This is a genomic window from Streptomyces sp. SD15 (assembly GCF_054462255.1).
In genome coordinates this window covers 91,878-106,942 of the sequence record NZ_JBTLMO010000011.1, presented here as the reverse complement: position 1 = coordinate 106,942, position 15,065 = coordinate 91,878, and the positions used below count along the sequence as shown (strand labels likewise).

The 15,065-nt window shown below is 71.3% G+C and carries 13 protein-coding genes; 9 read left to right on the top strand and 4 right to left on the bottom strand.

The features are described 5' to 3' along the window. Positions 1 to 69: 69 nt before the first annotated feature. Together ACX28W_RS13540 and ACX28W_RS13535 are read right to left on the bottom strand one after the other, a co-directional pair. On the bottom strand, positions 70 to 468 hold the full coding sequence (locus ACX28W_RS13540) for a hypothetical protein (protein ID WP_362075297.1): 399 nt from the start codon (positions 466 to 468) through the stop codon (positions 70 to 72). Between the two features lie 251 nt (positions 469 to 719). Then, positions 720 to 2,174: a type III PLP-dependent enzyme domain-containing protein gene (locus ACX28W_RS13535; protein ID WP_458999157.1), complete on the bottom strand. Its 1,455-nt coding sequence runs from the start codon at positions 2,172 to 2,174 to the stop codon at positions 720 to 722. A gap of 150 nt (positions 2,175 to 2,324) precedes the next feature. On the opposite strand from ACX28W_RS13535, the gene hutU reads away from it, so the two are divergent. From hutU to hutI, 4 genes are read left to right on the top strand one after another with little or no spacing between them, the layout of a single operon-like run. Next, a complete protein-coding gene (hutU, locus tag ACX28W_RS13530; RefSeq protein ID WP_458999156.1) occupies positions 2,325 to 3,989 on the top strand; it encodes a urocanate hydratase in 1,665 nt (554 codons plus the stop codon). Further along, a complete protein-coding gene (locus ACX28W_RS13525) occupies positions 3,986 to 5,203 on the top strand; it encodes an allantoate amidohydrolase (RefSeq protein ID WP_458999155.1) in 1,218 nt (405 codons plus the stop codon). Before hutU ends, ACX28W_RS13525 begins: the two co-directional genes overlap by 4 nt. Next, positions 5,200 to 6,570 carry a formimidoylglutamate deiminase gene (locus ACX28W_RS13520; protein WP_458999154.1) on the top strand — a complete coding sequence of 457 codons (1,371 nt, stop codon included), beginning with the start codon at positions 5,200 to 5,202 and terminating at the stop codon, positions 6,568 to 6,570. The genes ACX28W_RS13525 and ACX28W_RS13520 overlap by 4 nt, the downstream gene beginning before the upstream one ends. A 29-nt stretch (positions 6,571 to 6,599) precedes the next feature. Further along, positions 6,600 to 7,778, top strand: a complete 1,179-nt coding sequence (gene hutI, locus ACX28W_RS13515; RefSeq protein ID WP_458999153.1) for an imidazolonepropionase — start codon at positions 6,600 to 6,602, stop codon at positions 7,776 to 7,778. A gap of 12 nt (positions 7,779 to 7,790) precedes the next feature. Here the strand turns inward: hutI and ACX28W_RS13510 are convergent, their stop codons facing one another. Continuing rightward, a complete protein-coding gene (locus ACX28W_RS13510) occupies positions 7,791 to 9,455 on the bottom strand; it encodes an RICIN domain-containing protein (RefSeq protein WP_458999152.1) in 1,665 nt (554 codons plus the stop codon). Positions 9,456 to 9,639: 184 nt separating this feature from the next. Further along, positions 9,640 to 10,560, bottom strand: coding sequence for an RNA polymerase sigma factor SigF (locus tag ACX28W_RS13505; RefSeq protein WP_458999151.1), 921 nt, complete (start codon positions 10,558 to 10,560; stop codon positions 9,640 to 9,642). Between the two features lie 286 nt (positions 10,561 to 10,846). Here ACX28W_RS13505 and ACX28W_RS13500 point away from each other — a divergent pair, with 286 nt between their 5' ends. The 5 genes from ACX28W_RS13500 to ACX28W_RS13480 all read left to right on the top strand — a co-directional run bounded on the left by ACX28W_RS13500 (position 10,847) and on the right by ACX28W_RS13480 (position 15,064). Continuing rightward, complete coding sequence (locus ACX28W_RS13500; protein WP_362075318.1) at positions 10,847 to 11,215, top strand: STAS domain-containing protein; 369 nt, start codon at positions 10,847 to 10,849, stop codon at positions 11,213 to 11,215. A 233-nt stretch (positions 11,216 to 11,448) separates the two neighbouring features. After that, entirely contained in the window at positions 11,449 to 12,033 is a 585-nt protein-coding gene (locus tag ACX28W_RS13495) for an ATP-binding protein (protein ID WP_458999150.1), read from the top strand. Positions 12,034 to 12,215: 182 nt separating this feature from the next. Continuing rightward, complete coding sequence (locus ACX28W_RS13490) at positions 12,216 to 12,926, top strand: LPXTG cell wall anchor domain-containing protein (protein WP_458999248.1); 711 nt, start codon at positions 12,216 to 12,218, stop codon at positions 12,924 to 12,926. Between the two features lie 90 nt (positions 12,927 to 13,016). Next, on the top strand, positions 13,017 to 13,967 hold the full coding sequence (locus tag ACX28W_RS13485; protein ID WP_458999149.1) for a COG1470 family protein: 951 nt from the start codon (positions 13,017 to 13,019) through the stop codon (positions 13,965 to 13,967). A gap of 14 nt (positions 13,968 to 13,981) precedes the next feature. After that, complete coding sequence (locus tag ACX28W_RS13480; RefSeq protein ID WP_458999247.1) at positions 13,982 to 15,064, top strand: hypothetical protein; 1,083 nt, start codon at positions 13,982 to 13,984, stop codon at positions 15,062 to 15,064. Position 15,065: the final 1 nt, after the last annotated feature.

Genomic DNA, 15,065 nt, shown 5'->3' with positions numbered 1-15,065 from the left:
CGCCGCCGGGGCCGCCCGCCGTCCCGTCGCGCGCGGGAATTTCGAGCGCGGGAGGAGTTCTGACCGTGGTCATCCCAGCACCAGCCGTCCGGCCATCTCACCGAGCCGGATCCGGGCCAGTGCGAGGTTGCCTTCCTCGCGGCCCAGCCACAGATGCAGGAACACGCTGCTGTCGAACGTGGTCCTGACGAACCGCAACAGGTGATAGCTGTCCCGGTTGCTGATGATCAGGTCCTCGACCGGTGTTTCCTGCTCGGACCAGTCGGAACCGTCCGCCGGGGCGAACGCCCGGTGTTCCGCGGCGAGCCGGGCGAGCTCGGCGGCCTCGGCCGCGGTCGTCTCGTGGTCACCGCCCGGCGCGTCCCCGACGGTGCCCAGGGCCAGGCCACTGGTCCAGTCGACCACCGAGGCACCCCGGGCACCGGGCACTCTCATGGCTTCCAGCAGGCACTCGTCGATTCCGGGCACCGTGTATCCCCTCCCACCAAGGGTTCGGCCGAGTGATGCCGAAGTTACGCAACGTGTGCGCGAGGGGTGAGGCTTCCGGCATTTTCCTGTGGAACATGCCCGCGGTGACTAAGGTGGGTCAACTGGCCATATTTTCTGTCCGGTTGAAGTGGCGCGGGGGCTGATGAGGCGGTCTCGAGGGCGCGCGAGGCTGCACGATGGGGCGTTCGCCGATCCACCCGGGGCGCACGCGCTCCCGAGTGCGCCCTGCCCTACATGCCGGTGAGCGCCGACGCCTGGGCTCCGCCCGATTCCGTGACGATCTCGTCGAGGGTCTGGGGCTCCCGTACGACCGCGAAACGCGCCCCGGTGTCCGGGTCCGGTGTGAAGCCGTAAATACCGGGGCGGGCCAGGGAGTTGTAGGAGTAGTGGTGCGCGAAATAGTAGGCGCCGGTGTCCAACACGGCCGCGTAGTCGCCCTGTTCGAGCAGGGGGAGCGTGCGTCCCTCGGCGAGCAGGTCGCCCGCGAAACAGGCGGGACCTGCGATGTCCTGCACCACCTCGGCCCCCGATTTGGGGCGCCCCTTCGCGTCGTACGCGGCGATGCGCAGCGGCCAGAATGCGGGCGCGTACACCGTACGGGCCGCGATCTGCACCCCGGCGTGGGTGACGGCGACGGCCCGGCCCCCGGCGGACTTCGCGTACTCGACCCGCGCGACCGCACTCCCGTGCTTGGCGAGCAGTGACCGCCCGAACTCGGTGACCAGCCCGTACCGCCCGTCGAAGAGCCCCGGTACGGCCTCCGCGAGCAGTCGCGCGTACTGCGCGTACGTCGGGCTGGTGACGTCGGAGCCGAAGTTGACCGGCAGTCCGCCGCCGATGTCGAGCGTGTCGATCTGCTGCCGGCCGACGTGCCGGTTGATCTCCTCGGCGAGCGCGTACGTCTCCGCGATCCCCCGCGCCATCAGCGAGAGCGGGATGCCCTGCGACCCGGTGTGCGCATGCAGCCGGGTCAGCCAGGGGCGGTCGGCGTACGCCTGGACGATCCACTCCCGGGCGCCCTCGTCGCGCAGTGCGACCCCGAACTTCGAGGTCGCCGTCGCGGTCGAGAGCGCCTCGATGGAACCCCCGCCGACCTGCGGGTTCACCCGGATACCGAGGGGGGAGGCGGGGCGTGCGGACCCCAGCAGCGCGTCGACGCGGCTGAGCTCCTGCGGATTGTCCGCGTTGACGGCGATGCCCAGCGCCAGTGCCTCGCGCAGCTCGGCGGTCGTCTTGGCGGGGGAGTCGAGCACGGTCCGGGACGGTGACACGCCGGCCGCCCGCGCGAGGGCGAGCTCGCCCGGGCTCGCCACCTCGGCGCCGATGCCGTGCTCGTCCAGCAGCCGCAGCACGGGCACGAGTGGGGTCGCCTTCACCGCGAAGGCGTGCAGCACGGGCGTGCCCGGCGCCGTCACCGCGTCGAAGGCGGCCCGCAGCTCGGCCGCCGAGGCCTTGATGCCGGGGACGTCGAGGAGGGCGATGATGGGGGTCCCGGGTCCCAGCAGTCCCTGCTCCACGGCGGCCCGCACCGCTTCGTCGCGCCGCGAGACGCGATCGGGGCGTGAACGCGAGACGCGGTCGGCGTGCGCATCGGAGTGCGACTCGCCCTCGCCCGGTGGAGACACCTCGGCCCCACTCGCCCAGTCGCCCACCGAATCCCCCGACCTGTGCCTGTCTGCGCCCATACATCCCAGCCAAACATCCATGGCGCGCCCGCGCGTGGCCTACGCACCTATTGACTAGTTCTATTCAAGAGGACAGGATATGAATAGCTACTGCAACAGTCGGCAAAGGACTACAAGGACTACTGCGACAGTCCGCATAGGAGGCAGACCATGTCAGGACCCCGCCCCGTACGAGCGCCGCGCGGTACGGAACTGAGCGCCCTGGGATGGCAGCAGGAAGCCGCCCTGCGGATGCTGCAGAACAACCTCGACCCCGAGGTCGCCGAGCACCCCGACAAGCTCGTCGTCTACGGCGGCACCGGCAAGGCCGCCCGTGACTGGCGCTCCTTCGACGCGATGGTGCGCACGCTGCGGACCCTCAAGCAGGACGAGACGATGCTCGTCCAGTCCGGCCGTCCCGTCGGCGTCATGCAGACCCACGAGTGGGCCCCGCGCGTCCTCATCGCCAACTCCAACCTGGTCGGCGACTGGGCGAACTGGGAGGAGTTCCGGCGCCTTGAGCAGCTGGGCCTGACCATGTACGGCCAGATGACGGCCGGTTCCTGGATCTACATCGGCACCCAGGGCATCCTCCAGGGCACCTACGAGACCTTCGCCGCCGTCGCCGCGAAGAAGTTCAACGGCACCCTCGCCGGCACCATTACGCTGACCGCCGGTCTCGGCGGCATGGGCGGCGCCCAGCCGCTCGCCGTGACGATGAACGACGGCGTCGCGATCTGTATCGACGTCGACCCGCGCGCCATCGAGCGCCGCATCGAGCACCGCTACCTGGATGTGAGGGCCGACTCCCTGGAGCACGCCCTCCAGCTCGCCGTCGAGGCCCGCGACCAGCGCAAGCCGCTCTCCATCGGCCTCCTGGGCAACGCCGCCGAACTGCTGCCCCGCATGCTCGCCGAGGGCGCCCCCATCGACATCGTGACCGACCAGACCTCGGCCCACGACCCGCTGTCCTACCTCCCCGTCGGCGTCGACTTCGACGACATGGCCGCGGCCGCCGCCAAGGACCCGGCGGGCTTCACCACCCGCGCCCGCGAGTCCATGGCCAAGCACGTCGAGGCGATGGTCGGCTTCATGGACGCCGGCGCCGAGGTGTTCGACTACGGCAACTCGATCCGCGGCGAGGCCCAGCTCGCCGGGTACGAGCGGGCGTTCGCCTTCCCCGGCTTCGTCCCCGCCTACATCCGCCCGCTCTTCTGCGAGGGCAAGGGCCCCTTCCGCTGGGCGGCTCTCTCCGGTGACCCGCAGGACATCGCCAAGACCGACAAGGCGATCCTCGACCTCTTCCCGGAGAACGAGTCCCTGCACCGCTGGATGAAGATGGCGGGGGAGAGGGTCCACTTCCAGGGTCTCCCGGCCCGTATCTGCTGGCTCGGCTACGGCGAGCGCGACAAGGCCGGCGAGCGCTTCAACGACATGGTCGCGAGCGGCGAACTCGCCGCCCCCCTGGCCATCGGCCGCGACCACCTCGACTGCGGCTCCGTCGCCTCCCCGTACCGCGAGACGGAGGCCATGCTCGACGGCTCCGACGCGATCGCCGACTGGCCGCTCCTGAACGCCATGGTGAACGTCGCCTCCGGCGCCTCCTGGGTCTCCATCCACCACGGCGGCGGTGTCGGCATGGGCCGCTCCATCCACGCCGGCCAGGTCTCCGTCGCGGACGGCACCAAGCTCGCCGGCGAGAAGATCCGCCGCGTCCTCACGAACGACCCCGGCATGGGTGTCATCCGCCACGTCGACGCCGGCTACGACATCGCCGAGTCGGTCGCCGACGAGCGCGGTGTGCGGGTGCCGATGCGCGAGGGTGACGACGCGTGACCTTCCACAGCATGTGGGCGGAGCTGCTGCCGATCGGCCGCAGCTCCGCCTCCGGGGGGTACCGGAGGTTCGCGTGGACGGCCGCCGACGCCGACTGCCGGGCCTGGTTCCGGGCACAGGCCGAGTCACGCGGACTGACCTACGAACTGGACCGGAACGGCAACCAGTGGGCCTGGCTCGGCGACCCCGCCGCAGGGGACGCCGTCGTCACCGGGTCCCACCTGGACTCCGTGCCCGACGGCGGCGCGTTCGACGGGCCCCTCGGAGTTGTGTCCTCCTTCGCCGCCCTGGACGAACTGCGCGCCCGCGGCGTCGAGTTCACCCGTCCCCTCGCCATCGTCAACTTCGGTGACGAGGAGGGCGCCCGCTTCGGGCTCGCCTGCGTCGGCTCCCGGCTGGCCGCCGGACAGCTCACCGTCGAGCAGGCGCACCGGCTGACCGACGCCGACGGCATCACGCTCCCGCAGGCCATGGAGGCCGCCGGGTACGACCCCGGCACCATCGGCCCGGACCCCGAGCGCCTCTCCCGCATCGGCGCCTTCGTCGAGCTGCATGTGGAACAGGGCCGCGCCCTCGACCTGAGCGGCGACCAGGTCGGCATCGCCAGCGCCATCTGGCCGCACGGCCGCTGGCGCTTCGACTTCCGGGGCGAGGCCAACCACGCGGGCACCACCCGGCTCGTGGACCGCCGTGACCCGATGCTGTCCTACGCCGAGACCGTGCTCGCCGCCCGTCGCGAGGCCCAGCTCGCGGGCGCCGTCGCCACCTTCGGCAAGATCTCCGTCGAGCCGAACGGCGTGAACGCCATCCCCTCCCTCGTCCGCGGCTGGCTCGACTCCCGCGCCGCCGACCAGCCGACCCTCGACACGGTCGTCACCGGCGTCGAGAAGGCGGCCCGCGAGTACGCGGACGCACACGGCGTCGAACTCGACGTCGTCCGCGAGTCGTTCACCCCCGTCGTCGAGTTCGAGCACGCCCTGCGTGACGAGCTCGCCCGCATCCTCGGCAAGGACACCTCTCTCAAGGTGCCCGTCCTGGGAACCGGGGCCGGACACGACGCCGGAATCCTCTCCGGGACCGTCCCGACCGCCATGCTGTTCGTACGCAACCCCACGGGTGTCTCGCACTCCCCGGCCGAGTACGCCGCCGAGGACGACTGCGTGGCCGGGGTGACCGCACTCGCCGACGTACTCGAAGGGCTGGCCAGCAGGTGACACAGACCCACACGCGGACGTACTGGCTGGAACACGCCTGGCTCGACACCCACGTCGAGCCGGGCGTGGCCCTGACCGTGTCGACAAGCGGCTCCGCCGCGGGGGTGGGCGGCCGGATCGCCGCCGTCCGCACGGGCGTCGACACCCCGCCCCCCGGCGCCGAGATCCTCCGCGGACTCACCCTCCCCGGTCTCGCCAACGCCCACTCGCACGCCTTCCACCGCGCCCTGCGCGGCACGGTCCAGGTCGGCTCCGGCACCTTCTGGACCTGGCGCGAGATCATGTACTCCTTCGCGGACCGGCTGACCCCGGAGACCTACCACGCACTCGCCCGCGCCGTGTACGCGGAGATGGCGCTGGCCGGCATCACCGCCGTCGGCGAGTTCCACTACGTGCACCACGCCCCCGGCGGCACCCCGTACGCCGACCCGAACGCGATGGGCGAGGCGCTCATCGCGGCGGCGGGCGAGGCCGGGATCCGGATCACCCTCCTCGACACGGCGTACCTCTCCGCCGGCTTCGGACAGCCGCCCAACCGGCACCAACTCCGCTTCTCCGACGGCACGGCCGACGCCTGGGCGGAACGCTCTTCACTTCTCAAGGACCAGGATCACGCACGGATCGGTGCGGCCATCCACTCCGTACGGGCCGTGCCGGCCGGGCAGTTGGCGACGGTCGCGCGCTGGGCCGAGGAGCGGCGGGCCCCGCTCCATGTGCACCTGTCGGAGCAGACGGCGGAGAACGACGCCTGCCAGGAAGCGCACGGCTGCACGCCCACCCGGCTGCTCGCCGACCACGGAGTCCTCGGCCCGCGCACGACCGGCGTCCACAGCACGCACCTCACGGACGAGGACATCGCCCTGCTCGGCGGCTCCACGACCGGCACCTGCATGTGTCCCACCACCGAGCGCGACCTCGCCGACGGCATCGGCCCCGCCGTCGCCCTCCAGCACGCGGGCTCGCCGCTCTCCCTCGGCTCCGACAGCCACGCCGTCATCGACCTCCTCGAAGAGGCCCGCGCGATGGAGCTGAACGAGCGCCTGCGCACCCGCACCCGCGGTCACTGGACGGCGGCCGCCCTCCTGCGCGCCGCCTCCGGGGACGGCCACGCGGCCCTGGGCTGGGACGACGCGGGCATCCTTGAACCGGGTGCGCTCGCCGACTTCACGACGATCGCCCTCGACTCGGTCAGAACAGCGGGACCGCTGCCGCGACTCGGTGCCGAGACGGCCGTATTCGCCGCGACAGCCGCTGACGTGCGCCACACGATCGTGGGCGGCCGGCATGTCGTACGAGACGGTGCGCACACCCTCGTACCGCAGGTGCCGACAGCCCTTGCGGACGCCATCGACGCCCTGCGTGCCTGACCCGCAGTCCCGCCACCCCTGAGGACGCCATGAGCAGCACCACTACCGTCATCACCAACATCGCCAGTCTGGTCACCAACGACCCCTCCCTCGGTGACGAGTCCCCCCTCGGTCTGATCCAGGACGCGGCCGTCGTCATCGACGGCGACCGCATCGCGTGGACCGGTGAAACAAGCAAAGCACCCGCCACTGACAATCGGGTCGACGCCGGGGGCCGGGCCGTGATCCCGGGCTTCGTGGACTCCCACTCGCACCTTGTCTTCGCGGGCGACCGCACCCAGGAGTTCAACGCCCGCATGTCCGGCCGCGGCTACACGGCGGGCGGTATCCGTACGACGGTGGCGGCGACGCGTGCCGCGACCGACGCGGAACTGGAGGCGAACCTCCTCCGTTACCTCGACGAGGCGCTCCGCCAGGGCACCACCACCTTCGAGACGAAGTCGGGCTACGGCCTCACGGTCGAGGACGAGGCCCGCGCCCTGCGCATCGCCTCGGCGCACACCGACGAGGTCACCTACCTCGGCGCGCACATCGTCTCCCCGGACTACGCCGACGATCCTGCCGCGTACGTGGCCCTGGTGACCGGCGAGATGCTCGACGCCTGCGCCCCGTACGCCCGTTGGGTCGACGTCTTCTGCGAGAAGGGCGCCTTCGACGGCGACCAGGCCCGCGCGATCCTCACGGCCGGCAAGGCGAAGGGCCTGCACCCGCGCGTCCACGCCAACCAGCTCTCGTACGGCCCCGGCGTCCAGCTCGCCGTAGAACTGGACGCGGCGAGCGCCGACCACTGCACGCACCTGACGGACGCGGACGTGGACGCTCTGGCCAACAGCCGGACGGTCGCGACCCTGCTCCCGGGTGCGGAGTTCTCCACGCGCGCCGAGTGGCCCGACGCCCGGCGGATCCTGGACGCGGGCGTGACCGTAGCCCTCTCCACCGACTGCAACCCGGGCTCGTCCTTCACCTCGTCCGTCCCGTTCTGCATCGCGCTGGCGGTACGGGACATGGGGATGACCCCCGACGAGGCCGTCTGGTCCGCCACGGCGGGCGGCGCGGCGGCCCTGCGCCGCGACGACATCGGCCGCCTCACCGTCGGCGCCCGCGCCGACCTGACCCTCCTGGACGCACCCAGCCACGTCCACCTCGCCTACCGCCCGGGCGTGCCGCTGGTCAGCGGTGTCTGGCGGCGGGGCGTACGCGAGGTCTGAGCCCCCTTCCGGTCAGGGGGCGCCCGCTCCCGCCCGCCACCGCTGCTCCGCGCCCCCGCTGAGCGGCAGCAGGGACAGGCCGTCGCCCTTGCCGTCGCCCGGAGTGACCGCGGTGGCGATGGCGATGGCCGGGCGGATCACGCCGTCGTCGTCCACGGTGAATCCCAGGTTCTCTCCGTGGCTGCCGTCGACCGATGCGCACTCCCAGATCCCGACGCCGTTGTCCACGGAGCCGCGGCTGTCCAGGCACAGGTCGGAGTCGGCGTACGACTGAAGGACGCCGCGCCCGGAGTCGACCCGCCACAGCTGGGTGCGGGCCGAGGTGCAGGGGGCGGTGACGACGTCCGTGCCCTGCTCCAGGTAGCCGTCGCGGATGTCCAGGCACCGGCCCGAGGAGACGTTCACCACTTGGGCGTAGGCACCGCTCGGCGGATACGTCGGGGAGAGCGTGGGGGAGGGCGGGGCGGGGCGTGCCGTTTTCGTCGGCGTCGAACTCCTCGTGGGCGACGGGGACTTGGTGGTCGGTGAAGCCGACGGGGCGGAGGGGGTCGCCGAGGGGGTCGCCGAGACCGTCGCCGTCACCGTCACCGGCGGTGGACCGGCCGGGGTGCCGACCGAGCCCGCCGCGCCCGTGGACGGGGACGACGAGCCGCCCGACGGCAGCAGGAAGAGCAGTAGCGGGGCCAGGGCCACGCCGAGCGCCGCCGAGGCCAGGACGACACGGCGGGACGGAGGCCAAGCCCCCGTCACCGCACCTGTGGTGGCCTGCGTGGCGGTGGGCGTGGGCGTGGGCGTCGGTGTGGGCGTAGGCGTCCTTGCCGTGACCCGAGCCGGCGTCGTCCGCGTGGTGGCCCCCGACCCGCTCGCGTCGTTCATGACGTACGCGGTCCCCGCCCACGGCAGCAGCCCCTCGGCCAGGGCGGTGCGCGGGGTGTCCCGCAGCGCGGACAGCTCCTCGTACGCCGTCGTGCAGTGGGCGCAGTGCGCCATGTGGGCGTCAAGATCCGAGCTGTAACGGGGGTTGTCGGGCCGTACCGACTCCTCGATCAGCCGGCGGAAGTCCCCGCAGCGCGGGTCGTCGGAGGCGGCGAGACGGGACTTCAGACAGGCCCGGCCCATGGCCTGGAGCGCCCGGTCCGTTCCGTAGGCCACTGCCACGTCCTGGGCGAGGCCCAGCAGGGTGGCCGTCCGGTCCTCGGACTCCCGTTCCACGACTCGGTACCAGATCAGGCCCTGAGCGCGGGACGGGAGGGACCGGAACGCCGTGAGCATCGGCGGGACGGGACCGTCGGGACCTGCCGTGTTCCGTACGAGGAGCAGACCCGCGTCGAGGCCGGCTGCCCGTTCGTCCGCGGCCCACGACGCGGCCACCCGCTCGGTCAGCAGCAGGAGGTGGTAACGCCACGGGACGCCGGGGTCGGTGCCGCGGGCCGCCTCCCGGGCGGCGAGGGTGAACGCCTGTGCCGCGAGCTGCCGTGCCGTGGTCCCGCTCGTGGTGCACAGGCGGGCGTAGGCGAGGACCGCCGGGCGGTGGCGGCCGCGGAGCTCTCGCAGGGCCGGATAGACGGTGGGCGTGTCGGCGCCCAGCAGTTCGGTCAGCCGCGCGTCGGACGCGCCCGCGAGCACGCGGATACCTTCGGTCTCGGCATCGTTGTCGGCTTGGTCGCCCTGTGCCATCCTTGCGCCTCCTCGCACCCCGTACGGCCGTTCCCTGTACTGACGTACCAGCCAGTTTGGGGTGACCACTGTGATGGAGGAGGACCTTTGAGGAAAGAGGTCTCGAGCAGAGCGGTCCGACCCGGTGGGCCGGACCGCTCTCCGTGCGAAGGTTCCGTCACTCCGTCCTGGAGCGACGGCTTCGTCACTCCTCGACCGTCAGCCCCCTGCGCAGCCGCACCAGCGTCCGCGTCAACAGCCGCGATACGTGCATCTGCGAGATACCGAGCTCGTCGCCGATCTCGGACTGGGTCATGTTGGCGACGAAGCGCAGCGAGAGGATCTGGCGGTCGCGCGGCGGGAGTCCGGCGATCAGGGGCTTGAGGGACTCCACGTACTCGATGCCTTCGAGCCCGTGGTCCTCGTAACCGATGCGGTCCGCGAGCGCGCCCTCGGAGTCGTCTTCCTCGGGCTGGGCGTCCAGCGAACTGGCCGTGTAGGCGTTGGAGGCGGCCATGCCTTCGACGACCTCGTCGTTGGCGATGCCCAGGCGCTCGGCCAACTCGCCCACCGTGGGCGCCCGGTCGAGCTGCTGTGCGAGTTCGTCGCCCGCCTTGGCCAGGTCGAGGCGGAGTTCCTGCAGTCGGCGCGGTACGCGCACGGACCAGGACGTGTCGCGGAAGAAGCGCTTGATCTCGCCGATGATGGTCGGCATCGCGAAGGTGGGGAACTCGACGCCGCGGCTCAGTTCGAAGCGGTCGATCGCCTTGATCAGGCCGATCGTGCCGACCTGGATGATGTCCTCCATCGGCTCGCTGCGGGAGCGGAAGCGGGAGGCGGCGAACTTCACCAGCGCGAGGTTGAGTTCGACCAGGGTGTTGCGGACGTACGAGTAGTCGTGGGTGCCTTCTTCGAGGGACTCCAGCCGCGCGAACAGCGTCTTGGACAGGGCCCGTGCGTCCACTGGCCCCACCTCGTCGTAAGGGGGGATCTCCGGAAGTCCGGCAAGTCCGGCGAGTTCGCCGCTGCCGGCGAGTCCGTCGCTCGCGGCAAGGGGCTCCGGGCGTTCCGGAGAGGGTGCCGACGTCGCCCTCTGGGTCTGCGATTCGTCGAGCCGGGGTGACATGGTGTCCTCCATCGTTCTCGGCATATGGCCGCCGATGCCAATCAGTGCACTGCGGTGTGCGGCGCCTCCGAAGCCGGCCGTGTCGAATAGGTGTCTCTACTACCCCTACCCGCTTTCGTGACGTCATCGCAAGTTCGTTTCATTGTGAAATGTCCAACTCCGGGGGGTTCTTCGGGTGTCGGGGGACGTGAGGAAGGCGTAGTGTTCGAGTGCGTAAATCGGCAGTTGAACCAACAGTCGAATCAGCAGTCGAATCAGCAGTCGCGACGCTCGGGAGAGAGACGGCATGGACCGCGGGACGGTCGGTAGCGCACAGTCGGGCCGGCTTCTTGTCGGGGTGAGGGAAGAGGGCTCGAGTGCCGTCGTGACCCCCGCGGGTGAGCTGGATCACCACACGGCCGATCTGTTGCGTGAGCCACTCGAGGACTGCCTCGAGAAGGGGTACGCCCGCTTGGTCGTCGACTGTTCACGGCTCGAGTTCTGCGACTCCACCGGGCTCAATGTGCTGCTCGGCGCCCGGCTGAAGGCCGAGGCCGCGGGTGGTGGGGTCCATCTGGCGGGGATGCTGCCGGTGGTGGCCCGGGTCTTCGAGATCACCGGGGCCGAGGCCGTCTTCACCGTCCACGAGACGCTCGACGCGGCCCTGTCCGACTAGGTGGGGCGCGTGTCACACATCCCCCGTCGAACAAGGTCGAACAAGTGGGTGTTCCGACGGTTCGGCCGGGCAGGAGACATCCTGAATATGTCGGCAACAATCGGTGGGAACGTCGTAGAAATTCATCCCGAACGTCCTGAGTGCGAAAGCGCCTAGTACGCGTATCACATGCTGAGTACTGAGTCTTGAATCGTGAAATCTTGCACATGGTGAATCGGTGAGGTGAAGCGCTGATGAGCACCACCCGGCCTGACTCGCCGGGCGACCGCGGCCCGGAGTCGGGCGACGGCGGCGCTTCCGGGGCGTCGGGAGACGCCGTGACCGTGCCCGGAGACGGCCCGCCCATGACCGTGTCCCGAGACGGCCTGTCCGGAGGCGCGGGCGCTGACGTGACCGTCCAGTCGGCCGGCCGGCCGGCCCGCAGGCTGAACTTCGACGGCCAGAGCGCCGTCGTGCCGCTCGCCCGTGACTTCGCCCGCCAGGCGCTGCGTGCGTGGGGCTGGCTGCCCGCCGCGAGCGCCGACCAGCGGGCCGCCGCCGAGGACGTTCTGCTGGTCGTCTCCGAACTCGTCACCAACGCCTGCCTGCACGCCGAGGGTCCGGACGAGCTGCGGATCGCCTGCGACAACAAGGTGCTGCGCGTCGAGGTCTCCGACCGGGGCACGGGGCAGCCCGCCCCGCGCACCCCGCACCGCGCCGGACGCCCGGGCGGCCACGGCATGTTCATCGTGCAGCGGCTGTGCCTGGACTGGGGGGTCGTACGGACTCCGGGGGTCGCGGGCAAAACCGTCTGGGCGGAGCTCGGGGCGCCCGCGTAACTCCCACCTTGGGGTTACCCGCGGTTCGAACCCTTCTTCGGCCCTTCTTCGGCCCTTCTTCGTACGTCGCCGTATGCGCGCCGGATCTCCTCAGATCCGGCGCGCATTTTGTCTTCCCTCCACAAGACCCCGGGCGTACCTTGACGGCCGATCTGATGTTCCGTCAGGAATGAGGCCCCGTGGTGTCGTACCGGACGTACCAGAAACGAACCGCCGCGCTCGCGTTCGCCGCGGCCCTGGCCGGCTCGGCGGTGCTGATGGCCGCCCCCGCAGCCCAGGCCGATGTGGTGGACGTCAACTACCAGTGCAAGACGCCGATCGGCGACAAGAGTGCCGTCTCGCCCATCGACATCAAGAGCGTCAAGAGCGGCAGCGCCTACAAGCTCACCATGTCCTGGCAGAAGGGCGTCTCCTCCAGCCCGGTGGAACTGGGCAAGGGTGCGATGAAGCCGAGCGCCGTGATCAAGGTGGGCGGCGCGGACAGCGGCACGGTGGCCGTGACCGGTCCGGCCAACGCGGACGCGATCCCCGCCAACACCCCCATCAAAATCAGTGACTTGAGCGGAACGTACACGCCGAAGGAGACCGGCGAGGTCACCTTCACTCCGAGCGTGCTCACCATCAAGGCGCTCGGCACGACGACCACGTGCACGCCCACGAACGACCCCAAGCCGCCCCTGACCCTCGACGTCACGGCCGCGGGCGGCGGATCCGGTTCGGAGGGCGAGGGCTCAGGTCAGCCCCAGGCGGGCTCGGGCTCCGACGGGCAGCTCCCGCAGACCGGCCCCGAGGACTCGGCGATCGCCCTCGGCACGCTCGGCGGCACGGTGCTGCTCGTGGGCGCGGCGGGCGCACTGTGGCTGACGCGCAGGCATCAGACGATCCGTCGCTGATACGACGTAACGCTTCGCTGATACGTCGCCAATGTGTCGCAGATACGTCGCTGAAGCGAGCTGATCCCGTACGACGCCCAGGAGCCGCCGATGCCGTACGCCCGTGTCCTCGTCGCCGTCACCGCCACCGCTGCCACTGCCGTGCTGCTGTCGGCTGCCGCGCCGGTGGCCGTGGCCGACGGCGGCTGGTCCGTCGTACCGTCGTCGAATGCGTCCGCGACCGCGACGGACGGGCGGCCGTACGTCTACGCGGAGGGCGCGCCCGGCACGGTCCTCCAGGACACCGTGGCCGTACTCAACCCGGGCGCGAAGCCGCTGACGGTCCGGCTGAGCGGCGCGGCAGCCGACAACGTCACCGCACGCGGGGGGTCGGCGGACACCGGCGCGTGGATCGCCTTCGCGGGGGAGCGGGACGGGCGCCGGGTGCCGGTGGGCGAGCTGTCCGTGCGGGTGCCCGCGCGCACCCGCGCCGACGTGCCGTTCACCGTGAGCGTTCCGGCGGGCGCGACACCTGGCGACCATCCCGGCGCGATCGTCGCGAGCGCGGGCGGCCGGTCCTCGACGGTCCGGATCCAACTCCGCGTCGCGGGACCGACGTTGTCGGCCCTCACGGTCGAGCACGTCGCCGTTCGGGCCGGGCGCATCTCGTACCAGCTCGTCAACCGCGGCAACACCGTCCTCACCCCGAAGCTCGCGGTACGCGCCGACGGCATCCGCGGCCGGGTCCTCGACCGCACCCCGCGCACCCTGCCCGTCGAACTCCTCCCGGGCCGCCGCGTCACGCTCACCGAGCCGTGGCGCGACACCCCGGCCCTGGACGCGGTCGACGTGCGGCTGACGGTGACGGCGGCGGGCGGGGCGCACGCCACAGCGTCCGCGTCGGCGCGGTTCGTGCCGTGGGGTGCGGTGGCGGGCGTCGGGGGCGGCCTCGCGGCGGTCGTCGCGCTTCTCGTCGTACGACGCCACAGACGCCGTACGTCGGTCGGCGGGGCGTGTGAACAGCCGCGTACGGAAGTCGAGTGGACGGGAGCGGTGTCGTGAGCGACAAGGTTCGAATGACGGCGCTGGTGGCGGTGGCCGGGCTGGTCCTGGTCGCGTTCATGGGGCCCTTGGGCTCGGCTTCCGCTGCTGACCGACCGAACGTGAAGCTGTCCAAGTCCCAGGCCGGTACCGGTGGTTCGATCACCGTGTCGGGTGCCGGATGGCGGCCGAAGGCGCTGCTGATGATGGTGATCTGCGGGCAGTCCGTGCCGTCCCGGGGTGTGATCGGCGGCACCAACTCCTGTGCCAATGCCGACGGTCGGGCCGTCACCACCGACGCCAAGGGGAACTTCAGCAAGAAGCTGCCGGTCGCCGAGCCCCCCGAACCGTGCCCCTGTGTGGTGCACGTCGCCACGGTCATGGGAGAAAAGGCGGAGGCGGACGCGATCTTCATGGTGGCCGGGCACTCGGTCGAGCCGCTGCCGCAGGAGGAGAACGGCGGTCGGCTGTCGGTACTGACGGACACCCGGCTGGACGGGTCGAGCGGACTGCTCACCTGGTTCGGCTCACCGCCCGCCCGTGAGCTCGTCTTCACCGTCGGCAACGTCGGCACCGCCGCCGTCAAGGACCCCGTCTTCCAAGTCGGCACCTCCCACGGGGTGTTCGCCCCGCAGTGGGAGGAACAGCAGTGGCGGGGCACGATCGCGCCCGGCAAGAAGGCCCGGATCACACTCCCCGTCGAGCTGGCGGCCGGGGCGCACGGCGACTACACGGTCTCGCTGCGGTACGGCGGGAAAGTGCTCGCCGAGCAGCCGTGGGGCGTGGGCCGCCCCTGGGGCGTGACCCTCTTCTGGATCCTGCTCTGCGTGGTCGTACCGGCGGCGGTGTTCCGGGTCGGGATGGCGGTGGTGGACCGGGTACGGCCGCGCCGGTCGGCGGGGCGGGCCGGTCGTCACCGGGGCCTTCGACTCCCCGAACTCACCCTACGGCTACCGAAACTGACGACACAGTCGCAGACGTCACCGGCGGCTACGACGTCCGAGGCCCCGAACCCGTCCCTGCCGTGGTTCACACCGGACAACGATCCGGGGACCACAGCGAACGGTCAGCTCTCCGCACCGCAAGAGAACAGTCCGACGACGAAGGGAAAGGCGTGAG

Bases quoted from the DNA above. Each gene is read 5' to 3' on its own strand.
- ACX28W_RS13535 (WP_458999157.1), bottom strand. From the start codon at position 2,174: ATGGGCGCAGACAGGCACAGGTCGGGGGATTCGGTGGGCGACTGGGCG.
- hutU (WP_458999156.1), top strand. From the start codon at position 2,325: ATGTCAGGACCCCGCCCCGTACGAGCGCCGCGCGGTACGGAACTGAGC.
- hutI (WP_458999153.1), top strand. From the start codon at position 6,600: ATGAGCAGCACCACTACCGTCATCACCAACATCGCCAGTCTGGTCACC.
- ACX28W_RS13510 (WP_458999152.1), bottom strand. From the start codon at position 9,455: ATGGCACAGGGCGACCAAGCCGACAACGATGCCGAGACCGAAGGTATC.
- ACX28W_RS13505 (WP_458999151.1), bottom strand. From the start codon at position 10,560: ATGTCACCCCGGCTCGACGAATCGCAGACCCAGAGGGCGACGTCGGCA.
- ACX28W_RS13500 (WP_362075318.1), top strand. From the start codon at position 10,847: ATGGACCGCGGGACGGTCGGTAGCGCACAGTCGGGCCGGCTTCTTGTC.
- ACX28W_RS13495 (WP_458999150.1), top strand. From the start codon at position 11,449: ATGAGCACCACCCGGCCTGACTCGCCGGGCGACCGCGGCCCGGAGTCG.
- ACX28W_RS13485 (WP_458999149.1), top strand. From the start codon at position 13,017: ATGCCGTACGCCCGTGTCCTCGTCGCCGTCACCGCCACCGCTGCCACT.
- ACX28W_RS13480 (WP_458999247.1), top strand. From the start codon at position 13,982: ATGACGGCGCTGGTGGCGGTGGCCGGGCTGGTCCTGGTCGCGTTCATG.